A 19,818-nucleotide genomic window follows, 5' to 3' on the forward strand; every position below is an offset into this window, starting at 1 on the left:
ATCCTTTATCCCACCAGCATAGACCGCAATCTTCAATGGCCCGCCGCCTCACGCAACAGCGCCTGGATCATGGCCTCCTGCGCGTCATACCGGCCCTCGCCGAAGTGGCTGTAGCGCACCTGGCCCTGGGCATCGATCAGGTAATGCGCGGGCCAGTACTGATTATCGAAATTGCGCCAGATCGCATAGTTATTGTCGATCGCGACCGGGTAGGTGATGCCCAGCTTGCGCACCTGCTCCCTGACATTCGTGATGATGTGCTCGTGGGCATATTCCGGGGTGTGCACGCCAATGACCACCAGGCCGTCCCGTGCATACCGCTGGGCCCAGGCCTTGACGTGCGGCAGCGCCCGGCGGCAGTTGACACAGTCGTAGGTCCAGAAATCCACCAGCACCACTTTGCCCTTGAGCGTCTCGGGTGTCAGCGGCGGTGAGTTGAGCCATTCGACCGCCCCGGCCAGCGACGGCATAGCGCCCTGGGGCTCGTTGCTCTCATTGCCTGCCACCTGGCTGGAAATCAGCGCAAAAGCCAGCAGCAGGCCGGCAAACACGGCCGTGATAAATCGCATGGGGATGACCTTGTGGAGACGGGGAGCGCCATTGAACGCCCCGGAGGTATCACGTCTGTGTCCACACCCAGCTGGCGATACACAGCGATACAAAATCGCCAAAGGACGACCTGGATCAATAAACCGCCGGCCCACCTGCACTACCCTCGCGCCCTTTTGCGACCCACGCCCATGCTCCCTGCGATTGCCTTCCCACTGCCAGCCCCTGAACTGCTCGCCCCCGCGGGCAGCCTGAAAAACATGCGCTACGCCTTCGCCTACGGCGCCGATGCGGTCTATGCCGGCCAGCCGCGCTACAGCCTGCGGGTGCGCAACAACGAGTTCGATCACCCCAACCTGGCCCTGGGTATCGAGGAAGCCCACGCGCTGGGCAAGCGCTTCTACGTGGTGGTGAATATCGCGCCGCACAACGCCAAGCTGAAGACCTTCCTCAAGGACCTCGCGCCCGTGATCGCCATGCGCCCGGATGCGCTGATCATGTCCGACCCGGGGCTGATCATGCTGGTGCGCCGCAACTACCCGTGGATGCCGATCCACCTGTCGGTGCAGGCGAACACGGTGAATTGGGCCAGCGTGGAGTTCTGGCAGCAGCAAGGCATCAGCCGGATCATTTTGTCGCGTGAGCTTTCCCTGGAGGAAATTGACGAAATCCGCCAGCAGGTGCCAGCCATGGAGCTGGAAGTGTTCGTCCACGGTGCCCTGTGCATGGCCTATTCCGGGCGCTGCCTGCTCTCGGGCTACATGAACAAACGCGACGCCAACCAGGGCACCTGCACCAATGCCTGCCGCTGGAAGTACCAGGCCACGCCGGCCGTGGAAAATACCACCGGCGATATCGTCCAGGCATTCGAACCGACGCTGGGGATCGGCACCCCGACCGACCAGGTCTTCCTGCTGCAGGAAGCCAACCGTCCGGATGAGCAGATGCCCGCTTTCGAAGACGAACACGGCACCTACATCATGAACGCCAAGGATTTGCGCGCGGTGCAGCATGTGGCGCGCCTGACCCGGATGGGCGTGCATTCGCTGAAGATCGAAGGCCGGACCAAATCCCACTTCTACTGCGCGCGCACCACCCAGGTGTATCGCCGTGCCATTGATGATGCGGTGGCCGGCCGTGAATTCGACCGCAGCCTGATGACCGACCTGGAGTCGCTGGCCCAGCGCGGCTACACCGAAGGTTTCCTGCGCCGCCATGTCCACGACGAATACCAGAACTACCAGAACGGCAGCTCAGTCTCGGAGCGCCAGCAGTTTGTCGGCGAGTTGACCGGCGAGCGGCGCGGCGAACTGGCCGAGGTCAAGGTCAAGAATCGCTTTGCCGTGGGCAACCACCTGGAATTGATGACGCCCACCGGCAACTTTCACTTTGACCTGGCCACCCTGCACAACGCCAAGGGCGAAGCCATCGAAGTAGCGCCGGGGGATGGGCACACGGTGTATGTGCCCCTGCCCGCTGACATGGACCTGCAGTTTGGCCTGCTGATGCGCGACCTCTAGCGGGTCGCCAGGCAAAACCGGCGGATCGCTTCGCACGCCTGGCGCAAGGAATCCTCATCCAGCGCATAGGCAATGCGCAGGTACGGTGCCAGGCCGAACGCACTGCCGTGTACCACCGCCACATTGGCTTCGTCGAGCAGCGCGTGCGCCACGTCTTCATCGGTGCGCAGCAGCGTGCCGGCAGGTGTGGTACGACCGAGCAGGCCGGCGCAGGACGCGAAGGCGTAGAACGCACCCGAAGGTTTCAGGCACTCCAAACCCGGTGTGGCATTCAGAAAAGCCACCACCCAGTCCCGACGCGCCTCGAACACCGCCCGCGACTGTTGGATAAAAGCCTGCGGGCCGCTCAATGCCGCGATGGCGGCCTGCTGGGAAATTGCACTGGCTCCCGAGGTCTGCTGGCCCTGGAGTTTTTCCATGGCCTCCAGCAACCAGCGCGGCCCGGTGGCGAAACCGATGCGCCAGCCGGTCATGGCGTAGGCCTTGGACACCCCGTTCATGGTCAGCACGCGCGGTGCCAACCGAGGTTCCACTTGCGCCAGGGTGTGGAAGGTTTGCCCGTCGAACAGCAAGTGCTCGTAGATATCGTCCGCCAGCACCAGCACATGGGGATGCTGCAACACCACCTGCGCCAGGGCCTGCAGCTCCTCGCGGCTGTACACCGCGCCGGTCGGATTGGACGGCGAATTGAGGATCAGCCAGCGCGTGCTGGGGGTGATCGCCTGGTCCAGCGCGGCGGGCGTCAACTTGAAAGCGTCTTCGGCATTGCACGCCACGATCTTCGCCGTGCCGCCGCACAACTCGACCATTTCCGGGTAACTGACCCAATACGGCGCGGGCACGATCACCTCGTCGCCTTCGTTCAGCGTGGCCGCCAGGGCGTTGTAGATCACATGCTTGCCGCCGTTGCTCACCAGGGTGTCCTGCCAGCTCACGTCCAGGCCATTTTCACGGCGGAATTTATCCGCCACGGCTTCACGCAAGGCGCGTACACCGGCGACCTGGGTGTAGCGCGTCTGGCCGTTGCGGATCGCGTCGATACCGGCCTGGCGAATGTGCTCCGGCGTGTCGAAATCCGGCTCACCGGCGCACAGCGAGATGATCTTCGCACCTTCGGCACGGCGGGCGGCCACGCGGTCGATGATGCGGTACGTGGCGGAAGGCTTGGCCTGGGCCAGGCGCTTGTTCAGTGTATTCACGCGTCCTTCCTCTGCAAGGTGTGATAGCCCAGGGATTCACGGGCCTGCCTGAGGGTCTTGCCGGCTTCGATCTGCGCCCGGATCTGCGATTCGACGGCCTCGATCTGGCGGGCGGTACGCGCGACTTCCTCGGCACGCGCCCGGGGCACCACCAGCACGCCATTGGCATCGGCCACCACGATGTCTCGCGCACACACACGGGCGCCGCTGATAGCCACCGGCTGGTTCACCGCCAGGACTTGCACACGGTCCTTGCCGGTGCGCATGTAGCGGCCTCGGGTAAACAGCGGGTAACTATCGCCCAAGGCCTTGCTGACGTCGCGGCACACGCCATCGATCACCGTCGCCGCGATGCCACGGCTGCCGGCGTACTGGGTCATGATGTCGCCCCACACAGTGCAGTCAGTCCGACCGGCGTTGGCGATCACCACCACATCCCCCGGCAGCACGTCCTCGATAAAGTCGCCCACCGAACCCGGCGGCATGCTGGCCGGTACGTATTGCACGGTGAACGCCGGGCCCACCACGGTGCCGGGGTAATTATCCAGCGGTGCGATTCCCAGGCATTGGCCGGCGAGGCCCAGTTTGTCCATGGCATCCGAGACGCCCGGGGTGTCGAGCCCTTCGAACAGGGCGACAAGCTGTTGATCGTTCATCGGGCAGGCTCCACGCGGATGGCTTCAAATTGGCGGTCATGCATCACGTCGGCGACCGAACGACCGCTGCGCACGGCATCAATCATCCCCGCTTCACGGGCGGCAATGCGCTCGCTCAACGCCAGCACCTGCTCGATCACCGCAGCCGGGATAAACACGCTGCCGCAGCGGTCGGCGATCACGTAGTCATCCTGCGCAACGTCCACGCCGCCGACGCGGATGGTCACGCCGGAATCGACCTGCACCACGCGATTGCGCGCGCTGATCATGGTCACCCCACGTCCGTAGACCGGGTAGCCGATGGACGCGCTGCCGTCGATATCGCGGCTGAAACCGTCGATCACCGAGCCGCGAATGCCCTTGGTCACGGCGGCATTGGCGATGATGTCACCCCAGCACGAGATGCCATCGAGGCCCCCGGCGATCACCAGCACGCGATCATCCGTGGTGATTGCGTCGATCACCGGCGAGATCAGGTGCACGCCGGGCGCGGCGTCGGTCTTGGGTGCCAGTTTGACCGTGCTCGCGCGGCCGACCAACTTGGGGCAGTCCCACAACGGGCGGATGCCCACCACGGCGCCCGGCAGTTGCAGGAAGTCGAGGGCGTCGGAGACGGTGTTGGTGTCGAGTTCAGCCAGGCGCTGAAGCGGGTCGGGAGGTGACATGAGATGAGCCCCTGTTGTGGTTGGGGCTCAAGTCTCACTGAGGCGCTGTGATGGGTATATTCGTATTAACGTTAGGCAGACATACGCCCAAGCTATGGTTGCTCAGATGCGGAACTGCCCCACCAGTTGCCCCAGGCGCTGGCCCAAATCCGCCAGGCTGCGCGAGGTCTGGGCGCCCCGCTGGGTTTCATCGGCCACGCTGTCGACTGCCACGGCAATCTGATGCACGCTGCGGTTGATCTCCTCGGCCACGGCGGTCTGTTCTTCGGCGGCGCTGGCGATCTGCGCGTTCATCGAATTGATGGTGCCGATCAACTGGGCCATGGTGTCCAGCGACGCCCCGGCTTCATTGGCCTGGGCCGAGGTGCCGTCACCCGCATCGCTGGAGCGGCGCATGGCGTCGACGGCAGCCACGGTGCCTTTTTGCAGACGGTCGATCATGCCCTGGATTTCCTGGGTGCTGGTCTGGGTGCGACTGGCGAGTGCACGCACTTCGTCGGCGACCACCGCAAACCCGCGCCCGGCCTCGCCTGCTCGCGCGGCTTCAATCGCTGCGTTGAGCGCCAACAGGTTGGTCTGTTCGGCGATCGAGCGGATCACGCCGAGCACGCTGACAATCGACGACACGTCCTGCTGCAGGCTGTCGAGGGACACGCCGCTGCTGCGGATGTCGCTCACCAGCGCATGGATCTGCGCAATGCTGCCATCCACCACGCGCTTGGCGGCCTGGCCTTCGACATCGGTCTGCTGCGCGGCCACCGAGGCGCCCTGGGCACTGCGCGCGACTTCCTGGGCGGCGGATGACATCTGATTGATCGCGGTGGCGACCTGATCGGTCTCGTGACGCTGGCGCTCCATGGCCTGTTCCGAGCGTTGGGCCTGGTCGGAGACCTGGCTGACCAGGCCGGTGAGTTGGCTGGTCATCTCGGTGATCTGGCGCACCAGGCCGTGGATCTTGTCGACAAAGCGGTTGAACGCGCCGGCCAGGTCGCCCAGTTCATCCTGGCTGGTGATGGCCAGGCGGCGGGTCAGGTCGCCCTCACCGGCGGCGATGTCGTCGAGGTTGGCTTTCATCAAGTGCAGCGGGCGCAGGATAGCGTTGGCCAGCAACATGCCGACGGCAGCGATCACCAGCAGCACCACCACGGCCACGCCGAGGATGCTCAGCAATACGCCTTCCATGCGCGTTTTCACCTTGGCCTCGACCACCGCCACCTGGGCCTCGATGCCGTCCAGGTTCACCGAAGTACCGATGACCATGTCCCACTTCGGCAGGTATTCGGTGTAGCCGAGCTTGGGCACCAGTTCGGTCTGGCCGGGCTGGGTCGAGCTGTATTGCAGGTAGTGCGTGCCGTCCTTGCCGACCTTGACCAGGTCGCGGTTGACGTAGACACCGTTGGGGTCGCGGTTGTCCTTGAAGCTCTTGCCCACGCCGTCGGGGCTGTTGCCCTTGAACAGGCGGATGGTCTCGGAGTCGTAGCCGAAGAAGTAGCCGTCCTTGCCGTAGCTGGTGTTGGACAGCAGCTTGACCACCTGGGCCCGCGCGGCCGTATCGCCGGGAGCCGCCGCGTCGTAGAGCGGCTTGATGGTGGTCATGGCCACTTCGACGTAGCTCTGCAGGGTTGCCTTGGCGTCGTTGAGCAGGCGCTGGCGGGTTTCATCCACTTCGTTGCGTGCCTGGCCTTGCAGGATCCACACGGTGGTCAGGCTGATCACCACGGCAAACAGCAACACCGGCACAACGGCGAGGGACAGGACTTTGGCCTTCAAACTCAGACGCATGGCTTTTCTCTCTTATTAGTGGCGACTTGAGAGGTTATCGGCCATGCGCCTGGGATCTGTAGGAGCCGGCGCCTACGGAACGGCGGTGTGTCAGAGGGTCATCGCGGCCAGCCAGCCGAACGCCAGCAGCGGGATGTTGTAGTGCAGGAACGTCGGCACCACGGTGTCCCAGATATGGTGGTGCTGGCCGTCGATGTTCAGCCCGGAGGTCGGGCCGAGGGTTGAATCCGAGGCAGGCGAACCGGCATCGCCCAGGGCCCCGGCGGTGCCGACGATGCACACGATGGCCAGCGGGCTGAAGCCCAGTTGCACACACAGAGGTACGAAGATCGCGGCCAGGATCGGCACCGTGGAAAACGACGAGCCGATGCCCATGGTCACCAGCAGCCCCACCAGCAACATCAACAACGCGCCGACGCCACGACTATGGCCGATGAACGCCGCCGAGGCTTCCACCAGCGAACGCACGTCGCCGGTGGCCTTGAGCACTTCGGCAAACCCCGACGAGGCGATCATGATGAAGCCGATCATGGCCATCATCTTCATGCCTTCGGTGAACAGGTCGTCGGTATCGCGCCAGCGCACGATGCCCGACACCGAGAAAATCAGGAACCCGGCCAGGGCGCCGATGATCATCGAGTCCAGCCACAGCTGGATGATGAACGCCGCGGCAATCGCCAGGCCAGCCACCAGCAGGGTCAGCGGGTTGTACTGCACCGCGACCTGCTCGACCCGCTCGATCTTCTCCAGGTCATACACCCGCTTCTTGCGGTAGCTGACAAACACCGCCACCAGCAGGCCAACGACCATGCCCAGCGCGGGCAAGCCCATGGCGTGGGTGACGTTGACCTGGCTGATGTCCACGCCGCTCTTGGCCACATTGGCCAGCAGGATCTGGTTGAGGAAAATATTGCCGAAGCCCACCGGCAGGAACATATACGGGGTGATCAGGCCGAAAGTCATCACGCAGGCGATCAGGCGGCGGTCCAGTTGCAGCTTGGTCAACACGTAGAGCAGCGGCGGCACCAGCAGCGGGATAAAGGCGATGTGGATCGGCAGAATATTCTGCGAGGCAATCGCCACCACCCACAGCAGGCCGATCAACAGCCATTTGACGTGACTGCCGCCGGTGGCTTCCTGGCGGTCGACCAGCAGCAGGGCCTTGTCTGCCAAGGCGTGGGCCAGGCCGGATTTGGCAATCGCCACCGCGAAAGCGCCGAGCAAGGCGTAGGACAACGCCACCGTCGCGCCGCCGCCCAAGCCGCCATTGAAAGCCTTGAGCGTGGCCTCGATACCCAGGCCACCGGTAAGCCCGCCAACCAGGGCGCCGACGATGATGGCGATGACCACATGCACGCGGGACAAGCTGAGCACCAGCATGGTGCCGACCGCGGCGATGACTGCGTTAATCATGGTTACCTCAAGCAGAAACATAAAAAACAGGCATGCCCGCGCCCGGGCGGCCGAGGGGTGGCTGCCAGCGTGCAGGCTTGAAGGAGGTCTTATTAGAGGGCGCGCACTTTGCAGCAGGCAGGGCTGCATGTCAAAAAACGACGCCGCTTTAAGCTTTAAATTGAACGTTTGAATAAAGAAAGTTCCACGGCGGCCGATACAAAGGCTCTCTGTGTTTTCAGGTTAAGGATGCTCCTCGATGTCCCTCAGACAGCTGTCCATTCAATGGAAAATCACCCTGCTCGCCGGCCTTTGCCTGTTGGGGATCGTGACCCTGCTGGTGGGTCTGTCGCTGTATCGCATGGCGCAGAGCTCCGAGCAGGTCAAAGCCTCCAGCATGCAAATGCTCGATGAGGCCGCCCAGGCGCGCATCGAGGCTCAGGGTGAAGTGCAGGCGCTGGGCATCCGCCAGCAATTCATGGACGCCTATCAATACGGCCATGGTTTTTCCCGTCAGGTACTGTTTTTGCGCGAACAGGCCGAAAAGCGCTTCCTCGACGCCTTCGACACCCGCGAAGACCTGACCCGCCAGGTCAAGGCCGCGCTGCAGGCCAACCCGGACCTGCTCGGCCTGTCGCTGGTGTTTGAAGCCAATGCGCTGGACGGCAAGGACGAGCTGTTCGCCAACCAGGCTGAACTGGGCAGCAACGACAAGGGCCGCTTTGCCCTGTATTGGTCGCAACCGACGCCCGGCAAGCTGACCTCGATGCCGCTGCCGGAAAGCGACATGTCCGACACCTCCGTCGGCCCCAGCGGTGAAAAGGCCAACGCCTGGTTCACCTGCCCGCGCACCACCCTCAAGCCGTGCGTGATCGAGCCCTACTTCTATGTGATCGACGGGCAGAACGTGCTGATGACCAGCATCGTGTTCCCCTTGATGGTCAACGGCAAAGTCATCGCCTCGTTGTCGGTGGACATCAACCTCAATAGCCTGCAGGCCATCAGCCAACGCGCCAGCCAGAAGCTCTACGACGGCCAGACCCAAGTCAGCATCCTCAGCCCGACCGGCCTGCTCGCCGGCTACAGCGCGGACGCCAGCAAACTCAGCCAGCGCCTGGACCAGGTCGACAGCACCAGCGGTGCGCAACTGATCAGCGCCCTGGCCAGCAGCACGCAGATCCGCAGCCTGCGTACCGACCACCAACTAAAGGTGCTGGCACCGTTTGCACCGATTCCCGACGGCAAGCCGTGGGGTGTGTTGCTGGATGTACCGGAAAAAGTCCTGGTCGGCCCTGCCGAAGCGCTGAAAGCCCAGATGGACGCCGACAACACCCGGGGCACCTTGCTGGAACTGAGCCTGGGACTGCTCGCCGCCGTGCTCGGCCTGATCCTGGTGTGGCTGATGGCCCGCAGCGTGACCCGCCCGATCCTCGGCGTGGCGCACATGCTCGAAGACATCGCCAGTGGCGAAGGCGACCTGACCCGGCGCCTGGCCTACGACAAGAAAGATGAACTGGGCCAACTGGCGGGCTGGTTCAACCGCTTTCTCGACAAGCTGCAGCCGATCATCGCCGAGGTCAAACGCTCGGTGCAGGATGCACGTGGCACGGCCGACCAGTCCGCCGCAATCGCCACCGAAACCAGCGCCGGCATGGAGCAGCAATACCGCCAGGTCGACCAAGTGGCCACTGCCTCCCATGAGATGAGCGCCACCGCCCAGGACGTCGCCCGCAGCGCTGCCCAGGCGGCGCAGGCCGCACGCGATGCCGACCAGGCCACCCGCGAAGGCCTGACGGTGATCGACCGCACCACCACCAATATCGGGCACCTGGCGGCAGACATGAGCACCGCCATGACCCAGGTCGAAGGCCTGGCCGCCAACAGCGAGAAAATCGGCTCGGTGCTGGAAGTGATTCGCGGTATTGCCGAGCAGACCAACCTGCTGGCGCTCAACGCCGCCATCGAAGCCGCCCGCGCCGGTGAGGCCGGCCGCGGATTTGCCGTGGTCGCCGATGAAGTGCGCAACCTCGCACGCCGCACCCAGGAATCGGTGGAAGAAACCCGCCTGGTCATCGAGCAATTGCAGAGCGGCACCACCGATGTGGTCGGCGCCATGGGCAACAGCTATCGCCAGGCCCAGGGCAGCGTCGAACAAGTCGGCGAGGCTGTTACCGCCCTGCGCCAGATTGGCGAGGCGGTCACGGTGATCAGCGACATGAACCTGCAGATCGCCAGCGCCGCCGAAGAGCAAAGCGCGGTGGCCGAGGAGATCAACAGCAACGTGGCGACGATTCGCGATGTGACCGAATCGCTGTCCGAGCAGGCCAATGAATCCGCGCGCGTCAGCCAGGCACTGAACAGCCTGGCGAACCAACAGCAGGGGTTGATGGATCAATTCCGGGTCTGAAGGTTGAAGTAGATCCGCTGTGGGGTATGACTCGGGGTCCCGGGTGAATGAAGATCAAAGGTGGGAGCTGGCTTGCCTGCGAAAGCGGTGGGTCAGCCACCGAATGCATCAACTGACACACCGCCTTCGCGAGCAAGCCCGCTCCCACAGGGGATCGTGGTATGGCTCGGGTATACGGGTGTATGCAGATCAAATGTGGGAGCTGGCTTGCCTGCGAAAGCGGTGGATCAGCCAGCGAATGCATCCACTGACACACCGCCTTCGCGGGCAAGCCCGCTCCCACAGGGGATCCTGGTATGGCTCGGGTACGGCGGGCGTACGCAGATCAAATGTGGGAGCTGGCTTGCCTGCGAAAGCGGTGGGTCAACCACCGAATGCATCAACTGACACACCGCCTTCGCGAGCAAGCCCGCTCCCACAGGGGGATCCGGGTATGGCTTGGGCTCCCGGGTGTACGCAGATCAAATGTGGGAGCTGGCTTGCCTGCGAAAGCGGTGGGTCAGCCACCGAATACATCCACTGACACACCGCCTTCGCGGGCAAGCCCGCTCCCACAGGGGGATCCGGGTATGGCTTGGGGTCCCGTGTGTACGCAGATCAAATGTGGGAGCTGGCTTGCCTGCGAAAGCGGTGGATCAGCCACCGAATACATCCACTGACACACCGCCTTCGCGGGCAAGCCCGCTCCCACAGGGGGATCCGGGTATGGCTTGGGGTCCCGTGTGTACGCAGATAAAATGTGGGAGCTGGCTTGCCTGCGAAAGCGGTGGATCAGCCACCGAATGCATCACCTGACACACTGCCTTCGCGGGCAAGCCCGCTTCCACAGGAGGATCCTGGGTATGCCTCAGCCCTGGCGTCTGGGCAATTCGATCAGCGCCTTGAGCCCGCCAAGCTCGGACTCCTGCAGTTGCAACACCCCACCCCACACCTCGACGATATCGCGCACGATCCCCAGCCCCAGGCCATGGCCGTCAATCTGCTCATCCAGGCGCGCGCCACGACTGAACACCTGGTCACGCTGGGTTTCCGGAATGCCGGGGCCGTCATCTTCGACCGCCAGCAGGTAACTCTGCGGAGTCTCACTGATGCTCAGCCGCACTTCGGCATCCGCCCATTTGCAGGCGTTGTCCAGCAAATTGCCGAGCAGTTCGAGCAGGTCCTCACGGTCCCAGGGCAAATGCAGGCCTGGGGCCACCTGGTAGCTGAGGTCCAGGTGCTCGCCGTGGATCATGTTGAGGGTGGCGAGCAGGCCGGGCAGTTCTTTTTCACAGTCGAACAACGCACCGGGCAGGGTTTCACCGGCCAGGCGCGCGCGATTGAGTTCACGATTCAGACGTTGCTGCACCTGCTCCAACTGGTCACGCAGCAGCTTGCCCAGTTCGGGATGATCCTTGAGCGCCTCGCTTGAAGCGGCACTCAACAGCACCGCCAACGGGGTTTTCAGGGCGTGCCCAAGGTTGCCAAGGGCGTTGCGCGAACGCTTGAGGCTGTCTTCGGTATGCGCCAGCAGGTGGTTGATCTGTGCCACCAGGGGCTCCAGCTCCAGCGGCACCTGGGTGTCGAGCTGCGAACGCTGGCCCTGCTGCAATTGCGCGATCTGGTTGCGCGCGGTTTCCAGCGGGCGCAAGGCGCGGCGTACGGTGACACGTTGCAGGATCAACACCAGCAGCAACGCCGCCAGCCCGAGTACCAGGCCGATCTGACGCATCAGGCGAAAGCTTTCGCGCACCGGCGTGTAGTCCTGGGCCACGCTGATGGAAATCGGCTGGCCAAAGCGTTTGTAGTCCGAACGCAGCACCAGCAGTTGCTGGCCTTCCGGCCCCAGTTGCAGATTGCCCTTGAGTCCGGCCTCGGGCAGTTGGGGCAGTTCCTGGTCCCACAACGAACGCGAGCGCCAGTGGACATCGGCAAAGTCGATCCGAAAGTAATGCCCGGAAAACGGCCGTTGGTAAGCCGGCGACAGGCGCTGTTCATCCAGCTGCACGCCGTTGGGCCCACGCACCAGCGCCACCAGCAGGTTCTCGGCGTCGTTGCGCAGGCCCGCTTCCAGATAGCGCTGCAAGCCGGCTTCGAACAACCACAGGCTGGTCTGCGCCAGCACTACGCCGACGATCACCATCACGCTGATCAAGCCCAGGCTCAGGCGTCGCTGGATCGACTTCATGCAGGGCTGGCGCCAAATCGATAACCCTGGCCACGCCGGGTTTCAATCACGCTGCGCCCCAACTTGCGGCGCAGGTGGTTGACGTGCACTTCCAGCACGTTGGAGTCGCGCTCGGTTTCGCCGTCATACAAGTGCTCGGCCAGGTGGCTTTTCGAGAGGATCTGTTCGGGGTGCAGCATGAAGTAGCGCAACAAGCGGAATTCGGCGGCGGTCAGCTGGATCTCGTCGCCATCGCGCAGCACGCATTGACGGCCTTCATCCAGATGCAGGCCGGCGGCTTGCAAGGTCGGTTGGTTGGCCTGCCCATGGGAACGGCGCAACAGTGCCTGGATGCGCAGGTGCAACTCTTCGGGGTGAAAAGGTTTGCTCAGGTAATCGTCGGCGCCGGCCTTGAGCCCTTCGATACGCTCGGCCCAGGAATCACGGGCGGTGAGAATCAACACCGGGGTAGCCAGCGCAGCGGCACGCCATTGCGCCAGAACTTCAAGCCCGGGCAGCCCCGGCAGGCCGAGGTCGAGGATGATCAAGTCATAGGGTTCGCTACGGCCCTGATAGGCGGCGTCGCGGCCATCGGCCAGCCAATCGACGGCATAGCCCTGGCGCTGCAGGCCGGCGAGCAGTTCATCGGCCAGGGGTACGTTGTCTTCCACCAGGAGCAGGCGCATCAGTCTTCCTCGTCTTTGATCAGCACACCGGTACTTGCGTCCAGCTTGATCTCGCGTACCACCCCTTCGGTGGTCACCAGTTCGACTTCATAGGCATATTTGCCATGCTTTTTCTCCAGCTCAGCCTCCAGCAGCCGCGAGCCGGGGTAGCGCGCCATGGCCTGCTGCAACAGTTGCTCCAGCGGCAGGATCACGCCCTGCTGGCGCAGCGCCAGGGCTTCATCCTGATTGAGGTCGCGGGCCGCCAGGCTCGAGCAGAAAACCATGAGCACCAGTGCCACTCGACTGCCGGCGGGTAAATTTACCTTCATTACGTATCCTGATGATTCTTGAGAACCTGCCCGGTGAGCGCGTCCAATTCAATATCCCACTCAATGCCGTCGGCATCTTTGAGTTCGACCTCGTAGACATACTTGCCGTAGGCCTCGTCCAGATCGGTGTCCAGCAGCGTCGAGCCGGGGTGCAGGGCCAGCGCCGTGGCGTCGAGTTGATCGAAAGCGACAATTGTAACAGTGGCGGGCACGGTCAGTGGTTTGTCCGGGTCCACGGCTCCGGCCCGGCTCGCCGTGATGGCGATGATAACGGCGGCGGCCAGAGCTGTGAGGCGCTTCATGAGGAGTCTCCGTTACACGATGTTTTTCCTACGCCGGTAACGGTACCTGCTGCAACTTAACTGAAACTGAATTGCCACCATGGCAATTTCGCCGGACTGCGTTTTTCCCACATCGGCTGAGATTTCCTATAATGCCCTGCTTGCTTCAACAGAGACCGGTATGACAGCCATCCACATCAAATTCCCCGCCCTGACGCTCAAGGCCGGCACCCGCGCCTTTGCGCGCATTCGTGAACGGGGCCTGGCGCCTGCGGATGTGGGCATTCTCCCCGGTGCGGCCGGCGGGCCCAAGGCACTCGGAATCCAGGGCCTGGACCTGGCGCTGTTCGGCGACTGGCTGCCACGCGCGCCTCGCGAGCGCGCGCTGATCGGTGCGTCGATTGGCTCCTGGCGGTTTGCCAGTGCCTGCCTGCCCGACCCGGTGCAAGGCCTGCTGGACCTTGGCCGCCTCTACAACGAACAGCGCTTTGCCAAGGGCGTGACCATGGCCGAGGTCAGCCGCAGTTGCCAGCGCATGCTCGACGACCTGCTGGCCGGCCGCGACGCGCGGGTGCTGGACAACCCCGACTATCGCCTGAACATCATGGTGGTCAAGAGCCATGGCCTGCTCGCCGATGACCATCGCGGACGGCTGGGCCTGGGCCTGTCGTCGGTGATTGCCGACAACATGCGCGGGCGGGCGCGGCTGGCGCGGCACTTCGAGCGGCTGATCATCCACGACCCACGCCAGGCGCCGCCGGTGCATGCGTTGAAGGATTTCCCGTCGCGCTTCGTCAACCTGGAACTCGGCAACCTGCGCCAGGCGCTGCTGGCGTCGGGCTCCATCCCTATGGTCATGCAAGGCGTGCGCGACCTGCCCGGCGCGGGTGCCGGCACTTTCCGCGACGGCGGCCTGCTGGACTACCACCTCGACCTGCCCTACCACGGCGACGACATTGTGCTGTACCCGCACTTCACCGACCGGGTCATCCCCGGCTGGTTCGACAAGGGCCTGCCGTGGCGGCGCAGCAATCAACAAGGCTTGCAGGATGTGTTGCTGCTGGCGCCGTCCCGGGATTACCTGGCACGCCTGCCCCACGGCAAACTGCCGGACCGCAGCGACTTCAAGCGTTTCATGGGCGACGACCCGAGCCGCAACAAATACTGGCAAACCGCAATGAGCGAGAGCCGGCGGCTCGGCGATGAGTTTCTGCGCTTGGCCGATAACGGCGAGCTGGGCGAACACCTGCAGCCACTTTGACCCAGCGGTATGCGCGGCGGCGAATCAAACTGTTAAACTCGCCGCCTGCCAGATACTGACCGAGCTGAAAATACTGTGGAAATCTTCAAAGATTCCACGGTAGCCTCCCGCCAAAAACCCCTCCGTTTCAAATATCACCCCACAACCCCAGCTATACAAGATATCCGAGTATCGCCCCGTACCACGCGATACCTTCCCAGTGGCACTGAGTTAGTACATCATCCAGTACATCGAGAACTAAAAGCATAGGATGTACTAGTGGCAATCTCTGACACAGCGGCCAGGCAGGCCAAGCCGAAAGAAAAGGCATACACCATTCCAGACTCGCTTGGACTTTCCCTCTATATAGCTACCAGCGGCATAAAAAGCTGGCATTTCCGTTTTACTTGGCTTGGAAAGCAGGCGCGGATTTCGTTCGGGACTTACCCGGACACAGGCCTTAAGGAAGCGCGCACGCGTCGAGACGCGGCACGGGAAGACATTGCAAGCGGAATAGACCCGCGTAATTCGAGAAGGGAGAAGAAGGCCGAGATGATCGAGGCCGGGGGCCGAACCTTTCGCCGCGTGTACGACGAATGGCTGGCATTCAGGAAGGGAAGTATTTCGCCCGGCACCTTCCGGATCATCAGCAACTTGATGGAGCTGGATGTATTGCCGGTGTTTGGCACAAGGCAGATCGACTCTATCAAGCGAGCCGACGTCATTAGCCTGATCCGCAAGATTGAGAAGCGCGGCTCTGTGGTCACTGCAGTGAAAGTCCGGCAGCGCATTGGCCAGGTATTCAGCTATGCCATCGCCATTGGTCTGATTGAGGTCAACCCTACCGCCGAGATGCACGCCGTTACGGAAAAGATGGGTCAGCATAAGCCTCACCCCTTCCTGCCATTTAGCAAAATGCCGAAGACCATGGCCTCGATTCAGACGTCATCATCCGGACACCAGCTTCGCGCAGCGCTCATGCTGATGATCTATACCGCCTCCCGACCGGGAGAGGTTCGGCGCGCCGAGTGGTCAGAGATCGATCTCGACGCCGCCACCTGGACCACGCCCGCCGCCAAAATGAAAATGCGCAGAGATCACTCGGTGCCGCTTTCGACCCAGGCAGTCGATGTGCTGAAGAGCATGCTGCCCATCACTGGACACCTGCGCTACGTATTCACCAACCGCAGCGACTCGACAATGCCGATCGGCACCAACTATGCCAATAACGTTTTGGACGCCTGCGGGCTGACTGGCAAGCAATCACCACACGGCTTTCGCCATCTATTCTCGACGGAAATGAATGGACGAGGCCATAACCGGGATTGGATCGAGCGGCAGCTTGCGCACGCCGACAGCAGCTTCATCCGTGACGTGTACAACCACGCCGCCTATCTTGAGCAGCGCCGGGCGATGATGCAGGAGTGGGCAGATCTGGTATCGGGCCGTGCATCCTGTGAATAGGTTGCAGCTCGTCGCCTAAAATCGCGTCACGTCCAAACCTCGATTACTGTACACCCATACAGTATCGGATAAGCATCATGAACGACATCGACGAAGACACTTCTGCGTGGCTTGGCTGCTCCACGCCACTGGAAATGTACCAGCATCAGTGCGCCCTGCTCGAGGATGAGCTGACGACCACTCAGCAGCTTTTGAGCAAGGCGCGAGCAAACATCGCCGGCCTGGTGCAGATGAATGATCTGCTCGCAACCGGCAAGGCGTCGGCAGAGGCGGCGCTCAGGGAAGCCCTTGGGCGCTTATCAGAGGTGAACGATCAGGAACCTAGTAACGTGAGCTTTAGGCCCATCGATCTGGTTACTGGTCAGCGCGACCACCTGTTCAGGGAGAATCAGCGGCTGCTGATCGAGCTGACCGCTCTCAAAGAGTCATCAGCCTAACTCTTCGGCGTAGGCCGCTGTCGCCTCCTCGACCAGCTCCCGCCACTCTCCGCTGTCTACCAGCTTTCGCTCCAGCAAATCATCAGCCAGTTTGAGCCGAGTCTCGTAGCGCTCCTCCGGCGTGGCGGATATAAATGATGCGTCGTTGCGCAGCGCGAACCACGCTTCCATAGCGTTTATCTGTTCGATATCAATCGTCATGAAGGTCTGCTCAGTCCAGGGGCTGCACTTTAGAGCCTGGCGGCGCGCGAACTGCTCACCAGCACCGACGGGCGGCGCGATCAGCCCGCCAGCGACTTCAGCTTTTCTTCCGTAGCCGAGTCAAATATCACGTACAGACGGTCGATCGTCTCCTCGGTCAAAGCGCGCGCCGACTCCAGACCGAGCACGAAGCCCTCGGCCCGGGCGCCCGCCTTCGCCGCAACAATCATCGAGTCCGCCCGGGCGATCTGGGCCAGCAGCTTTTCAGCCTCGCGCTCGATCTTTGGGCTGAGCGTCATGCCATCCATGCTGATTCCCCTTTTCTAAAAGGGTCAGGATAGCCCATCCAGCCCCCCGGGTTGCACCGCTCGAGTTGAGCGTACTCAGGGGGACAGAGCCCTGACATACGCTTGGCAGCCCCAGTGCGATGAAGGCCGCGGAGCGAGTCGCATATACTCGGGCTTGCGCGTATCATTTTCGATATAATCGCCATACACTAAAAATATCCGTGCTAGGCAGCATTCAAGAAAAGCGAAAACGAATTCATGGTGCAGGTCAGCGGCAAGGAACGGTCGAGCAATTACATCTCCCAGGTTAAAAAATCCGTTACATATAAAGCTGCAGCCGTAGCCGCCTCATTTATTTCCGTGCCCATCATGCTCCGCTATCTCGGCAATGAGAGCTATGGCATATGGTCAACGCTGCTAACTCTGATGTCCTGGGTCGTATTCTTCGACCTTGGGATCGGAAACGGCCTACGCAACAAGCTTGCCCAGTCGATCGCAACCAATCGCCCAGATGAGGCCCGAGCTTACATATCGGCCTCATACTCCTGGATAGGCGCCATATCTGGGGTGCTGTGCGCCGCCCTCGTGATAGCCTCCTACTTCGTGCCATGGCAGAGGGTTTTCAACACCACAAGCCTCGATAACTCATATCTGAGCACCGTTGTGGCCACTGCAATATTTTTCGTGCTGGCCAACTTTTGGATAAGCCTTATTAACCAAATATTGGGGTCGATCCAAAAAAGCTCACTGGTAGTGCTAGGTCAGCTCATATCGAATGCCGGCGGCCTGCTGGCCGTGTACATCCTGTACCTGACGACGTCGCCGTCCCTGCTCTATATGACCATCAGCTATGGGTTATCGCTGTGCGCCGGGAACATTGCACTCAGCATCTACCATTTCAGTAGGCACAAAGGCTCACGACCAAGACCTCTTTTCAGTCTTGGTGTGATCCGTCCGCTGCTGACTGTAGGCCTGCAGTTCTTCGGGATTCAGTTGGCCGCTCTGGCATTCTTCGCCACGGACAAAATCATCATTACGCAGGTGTTTGGGCCAGAAAGCGTTGCAGTATACGACGTGGTGTTCAAGCTGTTCGCGGTAGTCACACTCGCGCAGGGGCTTATACTGGCTCCGCTCTGGTCTGCATACACAGACGCATATCACCGTGGCGACTTCACCTGGATCAGGGCTGCATTCAAGAGGCAGATCGCGATCTATGGTGCAACCTCAATACTCACAATAGTCATGGCGGCCGCCGCACCTACGATTATCGATTTGTGGACGGGATTTGCTGTGAAAGTGCCTAGATACCTTATAGGCAGCATGGCCATATACATCATCGTTGCAACGTGGGTTAACATCTTCGCCATTTTCCTGAATGGAGTTCAGAAAATACGGGTTTCCTTTCTGGTATCAGTTACGGCGGTCACAATAAATGTTCCTCTGAGCATTTACCTGGCAACACATACTAACCTGAACGTGGCAGCCGTATCGATAGGTACGACTATCGCACTTTTGCCTGGGGTTTTTCTTGGCCCATATCAGGCGATAAAAATAATTAAACAAAAGGATCTTGGAATATGGAGCCACTAGTAAGCATACTCATACCAACAAACAATAGGCCTGACCTTGTAGTCAAGGCGATAGTCTCAGCGTTAAACCAATCATACAAAAATATTGAAGTCATCGTCACTGACAACTCAGAGACAGACGAAACTCAATCAGTCATACGCGCACTAAAAGATGATCGCCTGAAATATATAAAGAACGAAAAAAATATTGGCCCAGTGCTTAACTGGAGAAAGGCCCTTACCGAATCCAGCGGCGAGTTTTGCATTCTGCTGCCCGATGACGACTACTTGATAAACCCTTTTTACGTGGCTGAAGCAGTGGAGATCGCGCAGGTCAACAATGTTGACCTGGTTATAACAAACTGCTTGCTTGGGTACCCGGATCGCATTCTCGTCGGAGCCTCACGACACGTCGGGCTGATAGATTCAAATGACTTCATTGCAGGGTTCTGGAAGAAATACCATATACCCACTATCTCAAACCTATTCAGGAAGTCCGCGGCACTTAAACTGGACGCCTTCAGCTCTAACGACATCCTGTATTCAGACATAGAGCTCTGGATCAAGATAATGAGCAATCGCGACAGAATTTATTGCTACGAAAAACCATCTGTCTACTACCTTTTCCACTCGACCAACATAGTCACAAACATGTCTACGGAAAGCCTTATAAAAAACTCTAAATTCTTGCATAAAGCGGCAAGCCCTAGCGTGCCTCACGAAACTCTGAACGCTCTGATATGCCGGTACATATCATTTGTTGACAATATCTACAACATATCTTCCTATTCAGTGACAAAACGTATCTTCGCCGAAAACAATATCTATTCCTCTATCCCACTACATCACGCTAAAACGTTGTTTGCGAGATATAGAAGAATGGCTATAGCTAGCGCTCGAAAATTATTACCCATATAACGCTGGCTATTAACTCGATGGCTTTAGAGCCTTATCCTGACCTTCTTGCGCGGAGAGCTTATTACACATGCACCAGTCCTGAGCCTGCCTGGCGGCGCCAAACCCCACT

The 19,818-nt window shown here is 61.0% G+C and carries 18 protein-coding genes and 3 pseudogenes; 8 read left to right on the plus strand and 13 right to left on the minus strand.

The genetic code is table 11. The annotated features are described in order from the left end of the window. Positions 1-32: 32 nt before the first annotated feature. Positions 33-479, minus strand: a pseudogene (locus C9990_RS20795) (thioredoxin family protein); the annotation flags it as partial. Positions 480-740: 261 nt separating this feature from the next. On the opposite strand from C9990_RS20795, the gene yegQ reads away from it, so the two are divergent. Then, a complete protein-coding gene (gene yegQ, locus C9990_RS20800) occupies positions 741-2,069 on the plus strand; it encodes a tRNA 5-hydroxyuridine modification protein YegQ (RefSeq protein ID WP_106804510.1) in 1,329 nt (442 codons plus the stop codon). Here the strand turns inward: yegQ and C9990_RS20805 are convergent. The 6 genes and pseudogenes from C9990_RS20805 to C9990_RS20825 form a co-directional block, all read right to left on the minus strand. Continuing rightward, positions 2,066-3,268, minus strand: coding sequence for a pyridoxal phosphate-dependent aminotransferase (locus tag C9990_RS20805; protein ID WP_106804511.1), 1,203 nt, complete (start codon positions 3,266-3,268; stop codon positions 2,066-2,068). The two genes, yegQ and C9990_RS20805, sit on opposite strands and share 4 nt — an antisense overlap. After that, positions 3,265-3,924 (minus strand): RraA family protein, encoded by a 660-nt coding sequence (locus C9990_RS20810; RefSeq protein ID WP_106804512.1) that lies wholly within the window; start codon positions 3,922-3,924, stop codon positions 3,265-3,267. Before C9990_RS20810 ends, C9990_RS20805 begins: the two co-directional genes overlap by 4 nt. Continuing rightward, complete coding sequence (locus C9990_RS20815) at positions 3,921-4,589, minus strand: RraA family protein (protein WP_106804513.1); 669 nt, start codon at positions 4,587-4,589, stop codon at positions 3,921-3,923. Before C9990_RS20815 ends, C9990_RS20810 begins: the two co-directional genes overlap by 4 nt. A gap of 102 nt (positions 4,590-4,691) precedes the next feature. Then, positions 4,692-5,513, minus strand: coding sequence for a methyl-accepting chemotaxis protein (locus C9990_RS33145; protein ID WP_371920706.1), 822 nt, complete (start codon positions 5,511-5,513; stop codon positions 4,692-4,694). Between the two features lie 36 nt (positions 5,514-5,549). Next, positions 5,550-6,371: pseudogene (locus tag C9990_RS33150) on the minus strand (cache domain-containing protein); the annotation flags it as partial. Positions 6,372-6,461: 90 nt separating this feature from the next. Further along, entirely contained in the window at positions 6,462-7,781 is a 1,320-nt protein-coding gene (locus C9990_RS20825) for a Na+/H+ antiporter family protein (RefSeq protein ID WP_162946149.1), read from the minus strand. Between the two features lie 1,384 nt (positions 7,782-9,165). On the opposite strand from C9990_RS20825, the pseudogene C9990_RS33155 reads away from it, so the two are divergent. Together C9990_RS33155 and C9990_RS33160 are read left to right on the plus strand one after the other, a co-directional pair. Continuing rightward, positions 9,166-9,312 (plus strand): annotated as a pseudogene (locus C9990_RS33155) (HAMP domain-containing protein); the annotation flags it as partial. 102 nt (positions 9,313-9,414) lie between these two features. Continuing rightward, the gene (locus tag C9990_RS33160; protein ID WP_371920707.1) at positions 9,415-10,170 is read left to right on the plus strand and encodes a methyl-accepting chemotaxis protein; all 756 of its coding nucleotides are present in this window, start codon (positions 9,415-9,417) and stop codon (positions 10,168-10,170) included. A gap of 847 nt (positions 10,171-11,017) precedes the next feature. Here C9990_RS33160 and C9990_RS20845 read toward each other — a convergent pair. The 4 genes from C9990_RS20845 to C9990_RS20860 are packed head-to-tail and all read right to left on the minus strand — an operon-like array spanning position 11,018 to position 13,615. Next, entirely contained in the window at positions 11,018-12,337 is a 1,320-nt protein-coding gene (locus C9990_RS20845; RefSeq protein ID WP_106804517.1) for a sensor histidine kinase, read from the minus strand. Then, positions 12,334-13,002, minus strand: a complete 669-nt coding sequence (locus C9990_RS20850; RefSeq protein WP_027603141.1) for a response regulator transcription factor — start codon at positions 13,000-13,002, stop codon at positions 12,334-12,336. The genes C9990_RS20845 and C9990_RS20850 overlap by 4 nt, the downstream gene beginning before the upstream one ends. Further along, the gene (locus tag C9990_RS20855) at positions 13,002-13,313 is read right to left on the minus strand and encodes a PepSY domain-containing protein (protein ID WP_065907150.1); all 312 of its coding nucleotides are present in this window, start codon (positions 13,311-13,313) and stop codon (positions 13,002-13,004) included. Before C9990_RS20855 ends, C9990_RS20850 begins: the two co-directional genes overlap by 1 nt. Further along, entirely contained in the window at positions 13,313-13,615 is a 303-nt protein-coding gene (locus tag C9990_RS20860; RefSeq protein ID WP_106804518.1) for a PepSY domain-containing protein, read from the minus strand. Before C9990_RS20860 ends, C9990_RS20855 begins: the two co-directional genes overlap by 1 nt. Positions 13,616-13,775: 160 nt before the next feature. Between C9990_RS20860 and C9990_RS20865 the strand changes: the two genes are divergently transcribed. From C9990_RS20865 to C9990_RS20875, 3 genes are all read left to right on the plus strand, one after another. Beyond that, positions 13,776-14,855, plus strand: a complete 1,080-nt coding sequence (locus tag C9990_RS20865) for a hypothetical protein (RefSeq protein ID WP_106804519.1) — start codon at positions 13,776-13,778, stop codon at positions 14,853-14,855. 258 nt (positions 14,856-15,113) lie between these two features. Further along, the gene (locus C9990_RS20870; protein ID WP_106804520.1) at positions 15,114-16,298 is read left to right on the plus strand and encodes a tyrosine-type recombinase/integrase; all 1,185 of its coding nucleotides are present in this window, start codon (positions 15,114-15,116) and stop codon (positions 16,296-16,298) included. A 77-nt stretch (positions 16,299-16,375) separates the two neighbouring features. Then, positions 16,376-16,735: a hypothetical protein gene (locus C9990_RS20875; protein WP_106804521.1), complete on the plus strand. Its 360-nt coding sequence runs from the start codon at positions 16,376-16,378 to the stop codon at positions 16,733-16,735. Here the strand turns inward: C9990_RS20875 and C9990_RS20880 are convergent. Continuing rightward, positions 16,727-16,936 (minus strand): hypothetical protein, encoded by a 210-nt coding sequence (locus C9990_RS20880; protein ID WP_106804522.1) that lies wholly within the window; start codon positions 16,934-16,936, stop codon positions 16,727-16,729. The genes C9990_RS20875 and C9990_RS20880 overlap by 9 nt on opposite strands. Positions 16,937-17,016: 80 nt before the next feature. Beyond that, complete coding sequence (locus tag C9990_RS20885) at positions 17,017-17,244, minus strand: hypothetical protein (RefSeq protein ID WP_106804523.1); 228 nt, start codon at positions 17,242-17,244, stop codon at positions 17,017-17,019. Between the two features lie 237 nt (positions 17,245-17,481). On the opposite strand from C9990_RS20885, the gene C9990_RS20890 reads away from it, so the two are divergent. Beyond that, entirely contained in the window at positions 17,482-18,813 is a 1,332-nt protein-coding gene (locus C9990_RS20890) for a lipopolysaccharide biosynthesis protein (protein ID WP_106804524.1), read from the plus strand. Next, a complete protein-coding gene (locus C9990_RS20895) occupies positions 18,801-19,709 on the plus strand; it encodes a glycosyltransferase family 2 protein (RefSeq protein WP_106804525.1) in 909 nt (302 codons plus the stop codon). Before C9990_RS20890 ends, C9990_RS20895 begins: the two co-directional genes overlap by 13 nt. Positions 19,710-19,818 lie beyond the last annotated feature (109 nt).

The organism is Pseudomonas sp. S5D5 (genome assembly GCF_003013355.1).
In the GTDB taxonomy this organism is placed as follows: Bacteria; Pseudomonadota; Gammaproteobacteria; order Pseudomonadales; family Pseudomonadaceae; genus Aquipseudomonas; species Aquipseudomonas aylmerensis.